The 14,064-nt window shown below is 66.7% G+C and carries 16 protein-coding genes; 11 read left to right on the top strand and 5 right to left on the bottom strand.

Going from position 1 to position 14,064, the window contains the following annotated elements:
* Positions 1 to 69: 69 nt before the first annotated feature.
* The gene (locus tag ACFQ27_RS15935) at positions 70 to 879 is read right to left on the bottom strand and encodes a tyrosine-type recombinase/integrase (RefSeq protein WP_377354299.1); all 810 of its coding nucleotides are present in this window, start codon (positions 877 to 879) and stop codon (positions 70 to 72) included.
* A gap of 355 nt (positions 880 to 1,234) precedes the next feature.
* On the opposite strand from ACFQ27_RS15935, the gene ACFQ27_RS15940 reads away from it, so the two are divergent.
* The 5 genes from ACFQ27_RS15940 to ACFQ27_RS15960 all read left to right on the top strand — a co-directional run bounded on the left by ACFQ27_RS15940 (position 1,235) and on the right by ACFQ27_RS15960 (position 6,419).
* Complete coding sequence (locus ACFQ27_RS15940) at positions 1,235 to 1,831, top strand: hypothetical protein (protein WP_377354300.1); 597 nt, start codon at positions 1,235 to 1,237, stop codon at positions 1,829 to 1,831.
* Positions 1,828 to 2,238, top strand: coding sequence for a hypothetical protein (locus tag ACFQ27_RS15945; protein WP_377354301.1), 411 nt, complete (start codon positions 1,828 to 1,830; stop codon positions 2,236 to 2,238). Before ACFQ27_RS15940 ends, ACFQ27_RS15945 begins: the two co-directional genes overlap by 4 nt.
* Before the next feature lie 625 nt (positions 2,239 to 2,863).
* Positions 2,864 to 3,808, top strand: a complete 945-nt coding sequence (gene cysD, locus ACFQ27_RS15950; protein ID WP_377354302.1) for a sulfate adenylyltransferase subunit CysD — start codon at positions 2,864 to 2,866, stop codon at positions 3,806 to 3,808.
* Positions 3,808 to 5,703, top strand: coding sequence for a sulfate adenylyltransferase subunit CysN (gene cysN / locus ACFQ27_RS15955; protein WP_377354303.1), 1,896 nt, complete (start codon positions 3,808 to 3,810; stop codon positions 5,701 to 5,703). Before cysD ends, cysN begins: the two co-directional genes overlap by 1 nt.
* Positions 5,700 to 6,419, top strand: a complete 720-nt coding sequence (locus ACFQ27_RS15960) for a 3'(2'),5'-bisphosphate nucleotidase CysQ (RefSeq protein ID WP_377354304.1) — start codon at positions 5,700 to 5,702, stop codon at positions 6,417 to 6,419. Before cysN ends, ACFQ27_RS15960 begins: the two co-directional genes overlap by 4 nt.
* On the opposite strand, the gene ACFQ27_RS15965 is transcribed toward ACFQ27_RS15960, so the two are convergent.
* Positions 6,416 to 7,135: a SapC family protein gene (locus ACFQ27_RS15965; RefSeq protein ID WP_377354305.1), complete on the bottom strand. Its 720-nt coding sequence runs from the start codon at positions 7,133 to 7,135 to the stop codon at positions 6,416 to 6,418. The genes ACFQ27_RS15960 and ACFQ27_RS15965 overlap by 4 nt on opposite strands.
* 137 nt (positions 7,136 to 7,272) lie before the next feature.
* Positions 7,273 to 8,043 carry a competence/damage-inducible protein A gene (locus ACFQ27_RS15970; protein ID WP_377354306.1) on the bottom strand — a complete coding sequence of 257 codons (771 nt, stop codon included), beginning with the start codon at positions 8,041 to 8,043 and terminating at the stop codon, positions 7,273 to 7,275.
* Between the two features lie 55 nt (positions 8,044 to 8,098).
* Here ACFQ27_RS15970 and sfsA point away from each other — a divergent pair, with 55 nt between their 5' ends.
* The 4 genes from sfsA (at position 8,099) to ACFQ27_RS15990 (ending at position 10,429) form a co-directional block, all read left to right on the top strand.
* On the top strand, positions 8,099 to 8,800 hold the full coding sequence (sfsA, locus tag ACFQ27_RS15975) for a DNA/RNA nuclease SfsA (protein ID WP_377354307.1): 702 nt from the start codon (positions 8,099 to 8,101) through the stop codon (positions 8,798 to 8,800).
* Positions 8,801 to 8,910: 110 nt separating this feature from the next.
* Positions 8,911 to 9,282 carry a hypothetical protein gene (locus ACFQ27_RS15980; protein WP_377354308.1) on the top strand — a complete coding sequence of 124 codons (372 nt, stop codon included), beginning with the start codon at positions 8,911 to 8,913 and terminating at the stop codon, positions 9,280 to 9,282.
* A 191-nt stretch (positions 9,283 to 9,473) separates the two neighbouring features.
* Complete coding sequence (locus ACFQ27_RS15985) at positions 9,474 to 9,875, top strand: hypothetical protein (RefSeq protein WP_377354309.1); 402 nt, start codon at positions 9,474 to 9,476, stop codon at positions 9,873 to 9,875.
* Between the two features lie 149 nt (positions 9,876 to 10,024).
* On the top strand, positions 10,025 to 10,429 hold the full coding sequence (locus ACFQ27_RS15990) for a hypothetical protein (RefSeq protein WP_377354310.1): 405 nt from the start codon (positions 10,025 to 10,027) through the stop codon (positions 10,427 to 10,429).
* Between the two features lie 19 nt (positions 10,430 to 10,448).
* Here ACFQ27_RS15990 and ACFQ27_RS15995 read toward each other — a convergent pair whose 3' ends face one another.
* Entirely contained in the window at positions 10,449 to 11,615 is a 1,167-nt protein-coding gene (locus ACFQ27_RS15995) for a flagellin (protein ID WP_377354311.1), read from the bottom strand.
* Positions 11,616 to 11,764: 149 nt separating this feature from the next.
* Between ACFQ27_RS15995 and map the strand changes: the two genes are divergently transcribed.
* A complete protein-coding gene (gene map / locus ACFQ27_RS16000; RefSeq protein WP_377354312.1) occupies positions 11,765 to 12,589 on the top strand; it encodes a type I methionyl aminopeptidase in 825 nt (274 codons plus the stop codon).
* A gap of 147 nt (positions 12,590 to 12,736) precedes the next feature.
* Here the strand turns inward: map and ACFQ27_RS16005 are convergent, their stop codons facing one another.
* The gene (locus tag ACFQ27_RS16005; protein WP_377354313.1) at positions 12,737 to 13,396 is read right to left on the bottom strand and encodes a PAS domain-containing protein; all 660 of its coding nucleotides are present in this window, start codon (positions 13,394 to 13,396) and stop codon (positions 12,737 to 12,739) included.
* 56 nt (positions 13,397 to 13,452) lie between these two features.
* Between ACFQ27_RS16005 and folE the strand changes: the two genes are divergently transcribed.
* Positions 13,453 to 14,064, top strand: a complete 612-nt coding sequence (gene folE / locus ACFQ27_RS16010) for a GTP cyclohydrolase I FolE (RefSeq protein WP_377354314.1) — start codon at positions 13,453 to 13,455, stop codon at positions 14,062 to 14,064.

The raw sequence follows: 14,064 nt of genomic DNA on the forward strand, positions 1-14,064 counted from the left end.
CTTGATCGCTTCATTCGTCCGTCCTCTGGTCGGGCGGACTCTAATTATTCCTGGAGGAGTTTCAGGGGGTCACGTCATGCCCGCTACCATCAAATCCTGGGCGGCGCCGACGCGCATCGAGTGGCCGGAGAGCTCGGAGACACTTTCAGGATCCAGATTCGCAGCCTGCGCCATGGCTTTGAGGCGGCGGTTGATGGCGACCGGGTCGATCCCGCGGGTCTGTACGGTATTCCGGATCACTGCGCGCAGGAGGACGCCTTCGACAACGCCAGAGGCTTCCAGCCAGCGGTACAGGTGCGCCATGGCAGTTGGCGAGATGTAGGCCCAGCGGCCGTCACCGAAGGGGTCGTTCTTGGCGCGGCGGACGAGGATCTTGCCTGCGCCATTGGACTGGCGCGCCAAGTCTTCAAGTTGGAGGTTCACGAGCTCAGTGCGCCGACAAAGGGTGTCGTAGCCCACGGCGAAGATCACCCGATCGCGCAGGCCAATCAGCGTGTCAGATGGACAGGCCGCGATGAGTAGGTCGCGCATGGAGGCCGACAGGCCTAGCGCCTGCTTTGGTCGGCGCCGCTTGCTCCGCATGGCGCGGCGCAGCGCGATGGCGACCTCCTCGTCATCGACCGGACTGGGCAGTCGCAGAAGCCGATGCACCTTTCGGATCGCGCACAGCCGCCGCTTTAGCGTGGAGGTCGCCGACTTGGCGGCGTCAGCGGTGATGAACTCCGCCACGGTCTCCGGATCAGAGGGTACCGCGGCGTAGCCATTCGCCAGGCACCAGCGTTCGAAGATGGCGAAATCGGCGCGGTAGCTCCGCAGGGTCGCGTCCGCATAAGCCCCCGATAGCCGGTCGATCTCGCGCCGCCAATCCACAACACTCATTTCATGCTATCATGTGACTCGGAATGCAGTTCTTATGATGCATTTCACATCATAATCAAGGTTTTTTCCGTGATCACGGCCGCTCAAATTCGAAGTGCGCGGGCAATCCTTAGGTGGTCTGCCGCCAATCTGGCGGAGCACAGCGGCGTAAGCCTACCAACTATACAGCGCCTAGAGTCCAGTGAGGGTGTGCCGAACGGGCGATCCTCCACCCTTGTCCAACTCCAGCGCACCCTCGAAGCCGCCGGCATCGAGTTCATCGGCACGCCCGATGACGGCCCCGGCATTCGCTACCGCCCACCAAGCGTCACCCCAAGTGCCTAAACCGCCCGCCAAGACCCGAGCGAAGACCTCCATGGCGGTCGCGACCGCCCAGCCCGTCTTCAAACTGCCCACCGCCTTGCTGGAGATGCTCGCGCCGCCCCGCCTCCTCCGCAAGGAGGACGAGGACGCGTACACTCTCCTTCGCGACCAGCTCCTGGAGAGCATCCAGCCCCGCGATGTGGTGGAGATGATCTGGGTTCTCGACTTGACCGAGAGCTTCTGGGAGGAGCGGCGCGCCCGTCACGCCAAACAGGTCCGCATCAAGTTGGCCCAGCGCAAGGCGGTCGAGGAGATCTGGCGGTCACGCATCCCAGACAACGCCAAGGGCGATCCGGATTTCGAGTTCGAGCTCCAGGGCGACGTGTCCGACATCCTGCTTGGCAATGAGCCGGCCTACGGCGGCTTCAAGCTGGTGTGCGCAGACCTCGGCCTCAAGCCAGGTGACGTGGAAGCCGTGGCCTTCCAGACCGCACTCAAAGACCTCGAAGCACTGCAAAAGCTCATCGACCGCTCGATCAATCGCCGCATCCAGATACTGCGCGAGATCGACCGGAGCCGCGAGATCGCCGATCGCGCACGACGCACCGTGGCGACCATCGAAGCCGCCCAGGACGCCGAGTTCGAATGACCTCGGAGGCGAAGGCCGCCGCCAACCGCCGGAACGCCGCCCGCAGCAGCGGCCCGAGGACGCCAGAAGGCAAGGCGCGCGCCGCCGCCAACGCCCGCCGGCATGGGCTCAATATTGATGCGCCGGACAACGACCCCGTCGTCCAAGCAATCCTGGAGGCGCTAAATCCAGCCTCCTCGACCCGCGACGCCGCCCGGACCCTGGCGCTGGCCCAGGAGCGCCTGCGCAGGATCCGCGCCGCGAAAGCCGCCGTAACCAGCTCGCCGCCCAAAGACCCACCCGCCGGTCTCACCCCGGAAGACACCAGGGCCCTCGCCTACGCCCAAGCCGCCGACCAGTTGCTCCGGCTCGACGATTACGAGCGCAAGGCGATCTCCCGCCGCAAGCGAGCAATTCGGGGGCTCTAAACCTCCAGGTGGTAGCTCATAACGGCGTTCTCAGACTTATATCGTCCGCCTCAAGGGGGGCTCCATGCCAGAGGTGACGGTCCGCAAGCGCGTCGGTAAGCGCTCCGGCGGCTGGAAGTACAAGGTTCGACGCTGGTACTACCGCAACCGGCCCCAGGTCGCCGTGACCGCCGCCTTCGCGGTCGTCGTCCTACTGAGCATCATTGTCATCCACGCGCTTGTACCCAATTTGGGGACATCGGAGCCAAGCTCGACCTCAGCGGCCGCCCCGCCCCAATAGTCCAGATTTGGCGAAACGAACCCAAGTCGCCTGAGGGTTTCCAGGCCCAGGACGCCTTTAAAGGGCGTTTCAGAAACCTCCCCCGCCGCCATCCCGCAATATCCCGCCTAGTCCCGCCACGTCCCGGCTCCCAGCGCCTCAGATGTCCGATAACGCTGAGCGCTGCCTGCCGACGCCCGCCGCACCAAATCTCCGCCCTCCTCCAGATTATTTGGCGCGACTTCGCGGGCGGCGGCGCCCATTTAGCGAGGCTGAAGAGCCGGCGGCCTGAGCCTCGGCTATAGGTTAGTGTCTGGCGCCGGCCTCTCATGGGGCCAGCGCCCAGGTTCCGGAGTTGTCGCATCGATGAACGCGCCGTCCAGGCTTGATCCGAAGGCCGGGATCACACCCGCCACCCTGACCCACCTCCAGCGTCTGGAGGCGGAGAGCATCCACATCATGCGCGAGGTCGCCGCCGAGGCTGAGAAGCCGGTGATGCTGTACTCGGTGGGCAAGGACTCGGCCGTGATGCTGCACCTGGCGGCCAAGGCCTTCTATCCCTCCAAGCCGCCCTTCCCGCTCCTGCACGTGGACACCACCTGGAAGTTCCGGGCCATGTACGAGATGCGCTCGCGCATGGCCGAAGAACTCGGCTTCGAGCTCCTGGTCCACCAGAACCCGGAATGCGTTGAGAAGGGCATCAACCCCTTCGACCACGGCTCGGCCACCCACACCGACATGTGGAAGACTGAAGGCCTGAAGCAGGCCCTGGACAAGTACGGGTTCGACGCGGCCTTCGGCGGCGCCCGGCGCGACGAGGAAAAGTCCCGCGCCAAGGAGCGCATCTTCTCCTTCCGCTCGGCCCAGCACCGCTGGGACCCCAAGAACCAGCGCCCGGAGCTCTGGCGGCTCTACAACGCCCGCAAGAACAAGGGCGAGAGCATCCGGGTGTTCCCGATCTCCAACTGGACCGAGCTGGACATCTGGCAATACATCCACCTGGAGAACATCCCGATCGTGCCGCTGTACTTCTCCGACGTGCGGCCGGTGGTGGAGCGCGACGGCGCCCTGATCATGGTCGATGACGACCGAATGCCGCTTCGTCCCGGCGAGACCCCGATGATGAAGTCGGTGCGCTTCCGCACCCTGGGCTGCTACCCGCTCACCGGCGCGGTCGAGAGCACGGCGGCCACCCTGCCCGAGATCATCCAGGAGATGCTGCTCACCACCACCTCCGAGCGCCAGGGTCGGGTCATCGACCACGACCAGGCCGCCTCGATGGAGAAGAAGAAGCAAGAGGGCTATTTCTGATGTCTCACCAGTCCGCCCTCATCGCCGAAGACATCGAGGCCTATCTCAAGGCCCACGAGCACAAGTCCCTGCTGCGCTTCCTGACCTGCGGGTCGGTGGACGACGGCAAGTCCACCCTGATCGGCCGCCTGCTCTATGACTCGAAGATGATCTTCGAGGACCAGCTGGCCGCGCTGGAAGCCGATAGCAAGAAGGTCGGGACACAAGGCGGCGACATCGACTTCGCCCTGCTGGTGGACGGCCTGGCCGCCGAGCGCGAGCAAGGCATCACCATCGATGTCGCCTATCGGTTCTTCTCCACCGATAAGCGCAAGTTCATCGTCGCCGACACCCCCGGCCACGAACAGTACACCCGCAACATGGTCACCGGCGCGTCGACCGCCGACGCCGCCATCGTCATGATCGACGCCCGCAAGGGCGTGCTGACCCAGACGCGCCGCCACTCCTATCTGGTCAGCCTCTTGGGCATCCGGCACGTGATCCTGGCCATCAACAAGATGGACCTGGTCGGCTGGGACCAGGGCGTGTTCGACGCCATCCTGACCGAGTACCGCGACTTCGCCGACCAGATCGGCGTCAAGGCCTTCCACGCCATCCCGATGTCGGCGCTGAAGGGCGACAACATCACCGAGACCAGCGCCGCCGCCCCCTGGTACCAGGGCCCGCCGCTGATGGCCCTGCTGGAGACCCTGCCGGTCGAGGACGACCTGCGCGACAAGCCCTTCCGCATGCCAGTCCAGTGGGTCAACCGCCCCAACCTCGACTTCCGCGGCTTCTCCGGTCTGATCTCGTCCGGCTCCATTCGGCCGGGCGACCGGATCAAGGCCCTGCCCTCGGGTCGCGAAAGCACCGTCGAGCGCATCGTCACCTTCCGCCAGGACCTGCCGCAAGCGGTCGCCGGCCAGTCGGTGACCCTGACCCTGACGGACGAGATCGACATCTCCCGCGGCGACGTGATCGCGATCGCCGACGCCCCGCCCGCCGTCGCCGACCAGTTTGAGTCGACCCTGGTCTGGATGGACGACGAGCCCATGCTGCCGGGCCGCCCGTACCTGTTGAAGATCGGCGCCCGCACGGTCGGGGCCTCGATCACCGAGCCCAAGTACAAGGTCAATGTGAACACCCTCGAGCACCTGGCCGCCAAGCGGCTGGAGCTCAACGAGATCGGCGTCTGCAACCTGTCCCTCGACGCGGCCATCGCCTTCGACCCGTACGAGGAGAACCGCGACCTGGGCGGCTTCATCCTCATCGACCGGATGTCGAACCGCACGGTCGCCGCCGGCATGCTGCACTTCGCCCTGCGACGGTCCCAGAACATCCACTGGCAGGCGCTGGACATCGACCGCAATGCGCGGGCGGCCCAGAAGGGCCAGAAGGGCCGCGTGGTCTGGTTCACCGGCCTGTCGGGCGCGGGCAAGTCCACCATCGCCAACCTGGTGGACAAGAAGCTGTTCGCCGAGGGCCGCCACACCTACATCCTCGACGGCGACAATGTCCGCCACGGCCTGAACCGCGACCTCGGCTTCACCGACGTCGACAGGGTGGAGAACATCCGCCGCGTGGCCGAGGTGGCCAAGCTGATGGCCGACGCCGGCCTGATCGTGCTGGTCTCCTTCATCTCGCCCTTCCGAGCCGAGCGGCGGATGGCCCGCGACCTGATGGGCCCCGGCGAGTTCATCGAGGTGCACGTCGACACCCCCCTGGCCGAGGCCGAGCGGCGCGACGTCAAGGGCCTCTACAAAAAGGCCCGGGCCGGCGAGCTGAAGAACTTCACCGGTATCGACAGCCCCTATGAAGCGCCCGAAGCCCCCGAAATCCGGCTGGACACCACGGCGCTGACGCCCGAAGAGGCGGCGGAGACCATCACCGCCTGGCTTTCGAAAGACGCCCAATGACCGACGCCGAACTGGCCTTGAAGCTGGCCGAAACCGCCGGCCAGCTGCTGATCACCCTTCGCCAGTCCGGCCTGGTGGACGGCAAGGCCCTGGGCGCAGCGGGCGACGCGGTGGCCCACCAGTTCCTGGTCCAGGCCCTGGCCCACCAGCGCCCGGACGACGGCGTGCTGTCCGAGGAAGGCGCCCGTGACCCGGCGCGCCTGGCCAAGTCGCGGGTCTGGATCGTCGATCCCCTGGATGGCACGCGGGAGTATTCGGAAGCTCGCCCAGACTGGGCCGTGCATGTGGCCCTAGCCATCGACGGTGTCGCCGCCATCGGCGCGGTGGCCCAGCCGGACCTCGGCGTCGCCTACTGCACCGACGCCGCCGAACTCGGCCCCTGCCCCGGCGCCCTGAAAATCCTGGTGAGCCGCACTCGCCCGCCGCAAGAGGCCGAACGGGCCGCCAAGGCGCTGGGCGCCGAACTGGTCGGGATGGGCTCAGCCGGCGCCAAGACCATGGCCGTGGTCCGCGGCGAGGCCCACGCTTACGTCCATTCGGGCGGCCAGTACGAGTGGGACAGCTGCGCGCCCGTCGCCGTCGCGCAAGCGGCCGGCCTGCACGTCTCACGCCTCGACGGCTCGCCGCTGATCTATAACTGCGAAGACCCCTACCTGCCCGACCTCGTGGTCTGCCGGAAGGAACTCAGCGCCGACCTCCTGGCCGCGCTGCGCTAAGTCTGAACGCTGACCAGCCGGTCGGCCAGCAGGTTCCAGTTCAGAGTCGACTGCAGCTGGGCGTAGATCGCCTTCAGCCAGCCTTTACGGCGGAACTCTAAGAACACTTCGTCCGACAGGCCGCGCAACTTGCCTTCGTCCAGGGTGGCGAACCCGGCCAGCCGGATCTCGCCGCCGTCCGGCATCGAAATGGTCGCCACCCGCGCATCCAGCAGTGCGTGTTCGATCAGCGCCTCGATGAAGGGGCCGGTCGCGGCCTCCATGGCGCGATAGGACTGGCAGAACTCGAAGGCCCGCTTGACCAGACCCGTGGGCTCCTCGCCCTGGAACAGCGCCTTGCCACGGCCCTCAGCGACCAGCACCCGCGGGCAATGGTCGATGCACAGGGTGACGAACTCGCCGCCGTCCTGTTCGCCCAGGATGAAGGGATAGCGACGCACATAGGCCGGCACATAGGCGTTGTCCGCCCAGCGACCGCGGGAATCGACGAACAGGTTCTCGTCGTCGCGCACGCCCACCACCGCCACCGGCCGCACGCCGCCGTCGATGGTGAAGGCGATCGGATAGGCCTGGGCCGCCAGCGGGATCTCGTTCAGGCTGATCGGAATGATGTTGGTGTCGCGCGCGAATCCATAGTCGAGCGGATCAGCCAAAGCCGCACCCGCCAGCGTCTGCGGGTGCAGAGCGACCGGATTCTCGTAGAACAGCGGCTTCATGCGGCCTGAACAGCTCCCCCAAGCCATTCTCGACACGGATCATTCCGGGTCGAATTAACGGCCAGTTCACCACAGCTGCACAAATGGCGCCACAAGTGTCGCGAACCAGCGCTATCCGATTTGGTGGCCTGGGAGCTTCAAACGCTCTCCACCTCGCGTCCGCCGCTGACCCCGGCCGCCTCCAGGGCCGCGATCAGCTCGATCACCGTCGCCGCCAGCTCCTCCGGATCGCGGCCGCGCAGCACCAGGTTGGAGCCATAGATCCCGTCGCCGAAGAAGGGATAGCTGCCCAGGCTCATGGTCGGGTGGGCCTTGGCGACGGCCTCCAGGGGCGCGGCCATCGCGCCCTCGCCGGAGCCTTCGACCCGCACGGTCTTGGTCAGCACCACCGCCCCGGAGCGCAGGCGCGGGCCCACGTCCTCCAGCATGCCGCGCATGATCTGCGGCACCCCGGCCAGGACGAAGACATTGCCGATGGTGAAGCCGGGCGGCCCCTGGACCGGGTTCTTCACCAGGTCGCCGCCCACCGGCACCCGGGCCATCCGCCGGCGCGCGGCGTTCAGCTGGTCGCCCCAGCGCGCCGTCATCATGCCCAGGATTTCAGGGTGCTCGTACAGTTCGACGCCAAAGGCCGCCGCCACCGCATCGGCGGTGATGTCGTCGTGGGTCGGCCCGATACCACCGGTCGTAATGACGTAGTCATAGCGGTCACGTAGAGCGTTCAGGGCCGCGATGATCTCCTCCATCACGTCCGGCACCGTGCGCGCCTCGGCCAGGTCGACGCCATGGACGCCCAGGTAGCGCGCGATATCTCGCAGGTTGGTGTCCTGGGTCCGCCCCGACAGGATCTCGTCGCCGATGATCAGCACCGCCGCCGTCACCACATCCCCGCCCGTCGGACTACCCATCGCTGCCGTCTCCGCCTACATGCCTCAAGCTCTCGCCCCAGGACTTGCCCTCTCCATGGACTTCCCGCAACAGCTCATCCGCGCCCAGCTGGTCAGCCGCTATAAGCGCTTCTTCGCCGACGTGGTGCTGGAGGACGGAACGGAGCTCACCACCCACTGCCCGAACCCCGGCGCGATGCTCGGCCTGAACATGCCCGGCCTGCCCTGCTGGATCTCCACCTCCGACAACCCGAAGCGCAAGCTCGCCCACACCTTGGAGCTCGTTGAGGTCGACGGCGGCCTGGTCGGGATCAACACCCTCGCCCCCAACCGGCTGGTCGCCGAGGCCCTGGCGGCCGACGCCATTCCGGAGCTGACCGGCTACGCCGTCCACCGCCGCGAGGTGAAGTACGGCGAGGCCAGCCGCGTGGACTTCCTGCTGCAGGGCGCCGACCGCCCCGACTGCTGGCTGGAGATCAAGAACTGCCACCTGCGGCGCACCGGGACCCTGGCCGAGTTCCCCGACTGCGTCGCCGCCCGCTCGGCCAAGCACCTGCGCGAGTTGGAGGCCATGGTCGCCCAAGGGGACCGGGCGGTGGTGCTGTTCGTCGTCCAACGCACCGACTGTGACGCCTTCGCCGCCTGCCGAGAGCTGGATCCGGCCTTCGCGACCGCGCTGGACCATGCGGCGGACGCGGGCGTCGAGGTGCTGGTCTATGCCTGCGACATCAGCTCAACGGCGGTGACCCTCACCGACCGCATCCCCTGGCGGCGATAAGGTTCGCGAGGCGAGACCTGGCGGGATACAAGCCTGATGGGAGACACGGCGCACGCCCTCGGCCACTCAGCTGCGCTGAGTGAGCTCTGGCGCCATGGGGGTGAAGTCCAATGTCGACGCGAAAGCTCCAGATCATCCTGTCGAGCGTGTTTTTCGTCCTTGGGGGATGGTGTGTCGTCGCCCCGGCCAGCGTTGTCGCGCTCTGCTTCCGACCTGAATATCAATCGGCCGATCCCATCGTGCCCATCCTGACGGCGTGCTTCGGATTGCAGGCGCTGATCTCGGGCCTCTTCGCCCTGACCGCGCGCTTCACCAGCGTCACCTTCCTGGCCTACGGGATCGGATTGATCCCGTTCTTCGCGCTCGACGCCTACTTCTACCTTGTGACCCCCGCCTTGACCGAACTCGGGCTGGTGGATGTCGTCGGCAACCTGATCATGTTGGCGATCTGCTGGCTCGGATGGCGCCAGACGCGGGCATAGAGCTGCGGGTCCTCGCCGGTGACATCAGCCCCTTCGCGGTGACCTTGGGCCAGCCCCTTCCTTGGGCGATGGGCCCCGGCGGGGGCTAGGCGTCATCTTCGCCTCGCGCAGAATGAGGCCCCAAGATTGATGATGCCGTGCCCCACGCCGCCGGTTAGGCTCGGACTAAAGGAAGTCGCCAGGGGGGGCCCATGACCGGCAAATTTCAAGGACTGAACCCGCGCAAGGCGGCCATTGGGGGCATCGCCTTGCTCACCATCGCCGCCATAAGTGACAGCGCCATGGCGAACACTCAGTGCGAGGATTCCGCTGGGTGGACGGCTCTTTACGCCCGATGCGACGCCCGCTCGGTGTGTAAGGTCAACGATCCCATCTACTACAGCCAGGCCATTCCGATCGGGAAGCATCAGAACGCGGCGGCGCAGCAGAAACGTTTTCAAGCAATGGCGTCCAAGGCCGCGGGCAAGCCCATGGGGGCCTACGTCACCCAGACAGCGGGCGGGTGTTTGCGTAACGCAAAGAGCGCCGACGACTTCATAAAGCTGCTGCGCGAGACCAGTCCCGAGAACGCCTTCATCTTCCTACGCTATTGAACCGGTTAGCCTTCGCGCGCGGGCCGGGATCACCCTCCATCAGCGGGTGGCCTGCCTGAAAAGCCAGGCGCGCGGACGGCAAAAAGCGAGTGGCGCGCTAGGGCGGCCTAGCTAAGCTCGCACTGTCCGCAAACTCGGGGATCTGAGCCATGAATCGTAACGACAAGGCTGCCTCGGCGCGCGCCGCATTGGTCGCGGCGCTGGCGGCCACCGGGTGGCTCGCCATGCAGAGCAGCGCGCACGCCGGAGCTTTTTGCCCGTCCAAGGACGGCTACACGGTGCTTTACGCCCGTTGCGAGGTGTCGGCGTGGTGCAAGCTGACGGACCCCGTCTATTACAGCCAGCCCATCCTGATCGCGAAGGGGAAGACCTCGAGCGAGCAACAGGCCAAATTCCAGGCCATGGCCGAGAAGGCGGCGGGTCAGAAGAGCGGCGCCTATTACGGTCAGGCGACAGGAGGTTGCTACGACAACCCGGACCAGATCGAGACCGACCTGATGCAGCCGATGCGGCAGAAGAATCCGAACGAAAAGTTCGTTCTCCTGCGCTTCTGACGGAGGCCGCGGCCAGGGCTCAAGCCGCGCGGAACAGCCCCACCATCCAACTCGCCTGCTGGCCGGCGATGGCCAGTGACCGTGTCGCCAGGTCCTGGCGCACCTGGATCGCCTGCAGCTTGGCGGAATCCTTGGCGAGGTCGGTGTCGACGATATTGCCGACCCCGGCCTGCAGGGTGTCGGCCAGTTTGTCGGCATGGGCGATGCGGCGCTCTACCATGGCGGCTTCGGAGCCGAACTTCGACACCGCCCCGTTCACCTGGGCCAGAGCCGCGTCCACCGTGGTCAGCAGGGTGTCGGCGCTCATGAAATCCAGGCCCGTCAGGCCCAGCCAGTCCGAGGTCAGCGGCCTGTGCGACACCTTCACGCCATCCACGCCGCCGGAGGGGGAGCTCAGGCTGGTCTCCATGCCGCGGAACGGCGTGAAGGTCAGGCTGTTGATGATGAAGCCCTGCAGGGCCGGCGGCGCCTTGGGATTGACGGTCATCGCCAGGTTCACCCCGCCCGGGCCGGTATAGCTGGTCTCGTCCGGAAAGCCGTAGGTCCAGCCCAGAGTGACGGTCTTGCTGCTGGTGGTGTTGGGGAACAGGAAGGTCGTGCTGTTCGGGCTGCCGTCGTCCGGCGTCGCGGTGACGCTGGCCTGACTGAGGGACGGCGGCACGGTCAGCACCATCAGCAGGTTGCCCCCCTCGCCCGGCAGGGTGACCGGCAGGTTGATCGAGGCCTGGGGCGCGCCCGCCGCCGGGGTCATGTCGGTGATGGCGTTGGGCTTGATGTCCAACAGGTTGACGCCCGCGAAGCTCGCATTGCGCGCCGCGCTGTCCGAGCGCGCCACCAGCGCCTTGATGTCGATCAGCAGGGCCGCGCGACTGGCCGCGTCCAGCGAGGCGTCGCCATAGGCGATGGCTTTGGCGCGCACCTCGCTCAAGGTGTCGGAAATCCCCTCCCCCGCCGCGATGGCGACGTCCAGGGTCGAGCGGGTGCGGTTCAGGCTGTCGCGGACCACGCCCCAGCCGGAGACCTCGCTGCGCATCCCTTGAGCGATGGCGTACGTCGCGCCGTCATCCTTGGGGCCGGCCACCTTCAGGCCGGTGGCGATGCGGGCGCGCAGCCGGCCGGCCTCGGCGTCGATGGCGCCAAGAGCCTGGCGCGCCTGCGCCGCTCCGACATTTGTCAGCAATGACACCACGTGACGCGGCAGCCCCCAGTATCGTCGTTATCTGGCCGCCAAGTGCTGAATCTGCGCTTAAGCTTAGCCGGCCCATCTGCGCGTCGTTGTTGCCTTTTTGGCCCGTCTCGACCATCTGATGGAAACGCCCTTCCCCGGAGCTTCCCATGACCCTCACCGACGTTCTCGAAGCCGAGCACCGCACCGGCCAGGTCAAGGTCCATGGGCCCGAGGGTTTCGAAGGCATGCGCGTCGCCGGCAAGCTGGCCGCCGAGTGCCTGGACATGCTCACCCTGCACGTTCAGCCGGGCGTCGTCACTGATGAGCTCGACCGCCTGGCCCGCGAATTCATCCTGGACCATGGCGCCCTGCCGGCCTGCCTGGGCTATCGCGGCTATACCAAGACGCTCTGCATCTCACCCAACCACATCGTCTGCCACGGCATCCCGGGCGAGCGGACCCTGCGCGAGGGCGACATCGCCAATATCGATGTCACCGTCATCGTCGACGGCTGGCACGGCGACCACTCGCGCATGTACGGCGTCGGCGCGATCTCGCCCCGCGCCAACCGCCTGATCGAGGTCACCTACGAGGCCATCCAGAAGGGCCTGGACGCCGTGAAGCCGGGCGCCCGCACCGGCGATATCGGCCACTCCATCCAGACTTATGTCGAGGCCCAGCGCTGCTCGGTGGTCCGCGACTTCTGCGGCCACGGCCTGGGCCGCGTCTTCCACGACAGCCCCAACATCCTGCACTTCGGCCAGAAGGGCACGGGCGAGCTGCTGCGCCCCGGCATGTTCTTCACCATCGAGCCCATGGTGAACCTGGGCAAATACCAGGTGAAGCTGCTCTCCGACGGCTGGACGGCGGTCACCCGCGACAAGTCCCTGTCGGCCCAGTGCGAGCACTCCGTCGCTGTCACAGAGACCGGCTATGAGATCTTCACCGTCTCGCCCCAGGGCCTGTTCAAGCCGCCGGTGACGGTGGCGTAGGGCTCGGGCTCACATTTCCCTTCTCCCCTTACGGGAGCACTCGACGCCCCCTCGTCCAGCCCGGCCATGACGGCAAGGTTTGGAACTCAGCGTAGTCCATAAGGCTCCCCGCAGAGGAACGAAGGAAGGGATTGAGCCGCCGCCCCCCTAAAGCCCGCTCTCAATCGCCAGACGGATCGCCTCCGCGCCTGACCGGACGTTCAGGGCCTTCAACAGCGCCGCGCGGTGCATCTTCACCGTCCGCTCGGTCACGCCCAGCTCGCCGGCGATCTGCTTGTTGAGCCGGCCCTGCGACAGAGCCTTCAGCACCTCGCGCTGGCGTGGGCTCAAGGCCTCGATCTTGGCGCGCGCGATGTGTTCGCGGCTGGGGGCGGCGTCGGGGTCCGGCGCGGCGCTCTGCGAGCCCAGGAAATAGTCCAGCTCGCCCTCGGCGTCGAAGATCGGCGCCACCAGCACAGCGTTGCGGAACGGCGTGCCGTCCTTCTTGTAGTTGCGAATCTCGACCATCACCGGAAGCCGGTCGCGCACCCCCTGGCGGATCTTTTCCGACAGGTCCGGCTCCGTCGTCGGCCCGGCCAGGAACCGGCAATTGCGCCCCAACACCTCGTCGCGGCCATAGCCGGTCAGGTCCAGAAAGGCCTGGTTGCAATGGACAATGGGATTGTCGCGCTGCCGCGGGTCGCTCAGCACCGCGGCGATCGGGCTCGCGTCGATCATACGCTTCAGGGCGGGCGGCGCGCCTGGCGACGGTCGCGCCTCGAGGACTTCCCCTTTGGACATGTTGGCCAGGATGGGCGCCGCAGCCATGTTTTACAAGCCCGAGGTCCGGCGCAGCCGGGCTCGGGATGATGAGGTGAAGCGCCATGAACTACATCGCCCCCGACTCCCGGCTGTTCGACGAAGCCGGCAAGCTCTACGTGCCGGAAGACGTCCAGGAGGCGGTGCGCAAGATCATCCGCTGGGCCGGCGACAATCCGGAACGCGAGGGTCTGCAGGACACCCCCGCCCGCTTCGCCCGCGCCTGGCGCGAATACTGCGAAGGCTATGAGGACGATCCGGGCGTGCACCTGTCGCGCACCTTCGAGGAGGTGGGCGGCTATGACGACATCGTCGTCCTGAAGGACATCCCCTTCCGCTCGCACTGCGAACACCACATGGCGCCGATCATCGGCAAGGCCTCGGTCGCTTATCTGCCGAAGGACCGGGTGGTGGGCATCTCCAAGCTGGCCCGCGTGGTCCAGGGCTACGCCAGCCGCCTGCAGGTGCAGGAGCGCATGACCGCCGAGGTCGCCGACTGCATCTGGACCCACCTGAAGCCCCGCGGCGTCGCCGTGGTGATCGAGGCGACCCACGGCTGCATGACCGGCCGCGGGGTGAAGACCCCTGACGTCGCCATGGTCACCCGCCGCTTCCTGGGCGTCTTTGAAGACGACCGGGCCAGCCGCAAGGACGTGCTCGAGCTGATGGGGCGCTGA

Source organism: Phenylobacterium conjunctum (assembly GCF_042679085.1).
Classification (GTDB): Bacteria; Pseudomonadota; Alphaproteobacteria; order Caulobacterales; family Caulobacteraceae; genus Phenylobacterium; species Phenylobacterium conjunctum.

Coding starts and splice junctions, on each gene's coding strand:
- cysD (WP_377354302.1), top strand. CDS start 2,864: ATGAACGCGCCGTCCAGGCTTGATCCGAAGGCCGGGATCACACCCGCC.
- ACFQ27_RS15935 (WP_377354299.1), bottom strand. CDS start 879: ATGAGTGTTGTGGATTGGCGGCGCGAGATCGACCGGCTATCGGGGGCT.
- ACFQ27_RS16005 (WP_377354313.1), bottom strand. CDS start 13,396: ATGGCTGCGGCGCCCATCCTGGCCAACATGTCCAAAGGGGAAGTCCTC.
- ACFQ27_RS15970 (WP_377354306.1), bottom strand. CDS start 8,043: ATGGGTAGTCCGACGGGCGGGGATGTGGTGACGGCGGCGGTGCTGATC.
- sfsA (WP_377354307.1), top strand. CDS start 8,099: ATGGACTTCCCGCAACAGCTCATCCGCGCCCAGCTGGTCAGCCGCTAT.
- ACFQ27_RS15980 (WP_377354308.1), top strand. CDS start 8,911: ATGTCGACGCGAAAGCTCCAGATCATCCTGTCGAGCGTGTTTTTCGTC.
- ACFQ27_RS15985 (WP_377354309.1), top strand. CDS start 9,474: ATGACCGGCAAATTTCAAGGACTGAACCCGCGCAAGGCGGCCATTGGG.
- ACFQ27_RS15990 (WP_377354310.1), top strand. CDS start 10,025: ATGAATCGTAACGACAAGGCTGCCTCGGCGCGCGCCGCATTGGTCGCG.
- ACFQ27_RS15960 (WP_377354304.1), top strand. CDS start 5,700: ATGACCGACGCCGAACTGGCCTTGAAGCTGGCCGAAACCGCCGGCCAG.
- ACFQ27_RS15940 (WP_377354300.1), top strand. CDS start 1,235: ATGGCGGTCGCGACCGCCCAGCCCGTCTTCAAACTGCCCACCGCCTTG.
- map (WP_377354312.1), top strand. CDS start 11,765: ATGACCCTCACCGACGTTCTCGAAGCCGAGCACCGCACCGGCCAGGTC.
- ACFQ27_RS15965 (WP_377354305.1), bottom strand. CDS start 7,135: ATGAAGCCGCTGTTCTACGAGAATCCGGTCGCTCTGCACCCGCAGACG.
- ACFQ27_RS15945 (WP_377354301.1), top strand. CDS start 1,828: ATGACCTCGGAGGCGAAGGCCGCCGCCAACCGCCGGAACGCCGCCCGC.
- folE (WP_377354314.1), top strand. CDS start 13,453: ATGAACTACATCGCCCCCGACTCCCGGCTGTTCGACGAAGCCGGCAAG.
- cysN (WP_377354303.1), top strand. CDS start 3,808: ATGTCTCACCAGTCCGCCCTCATCGCCGAAGACATCGAGGCCTATCTC.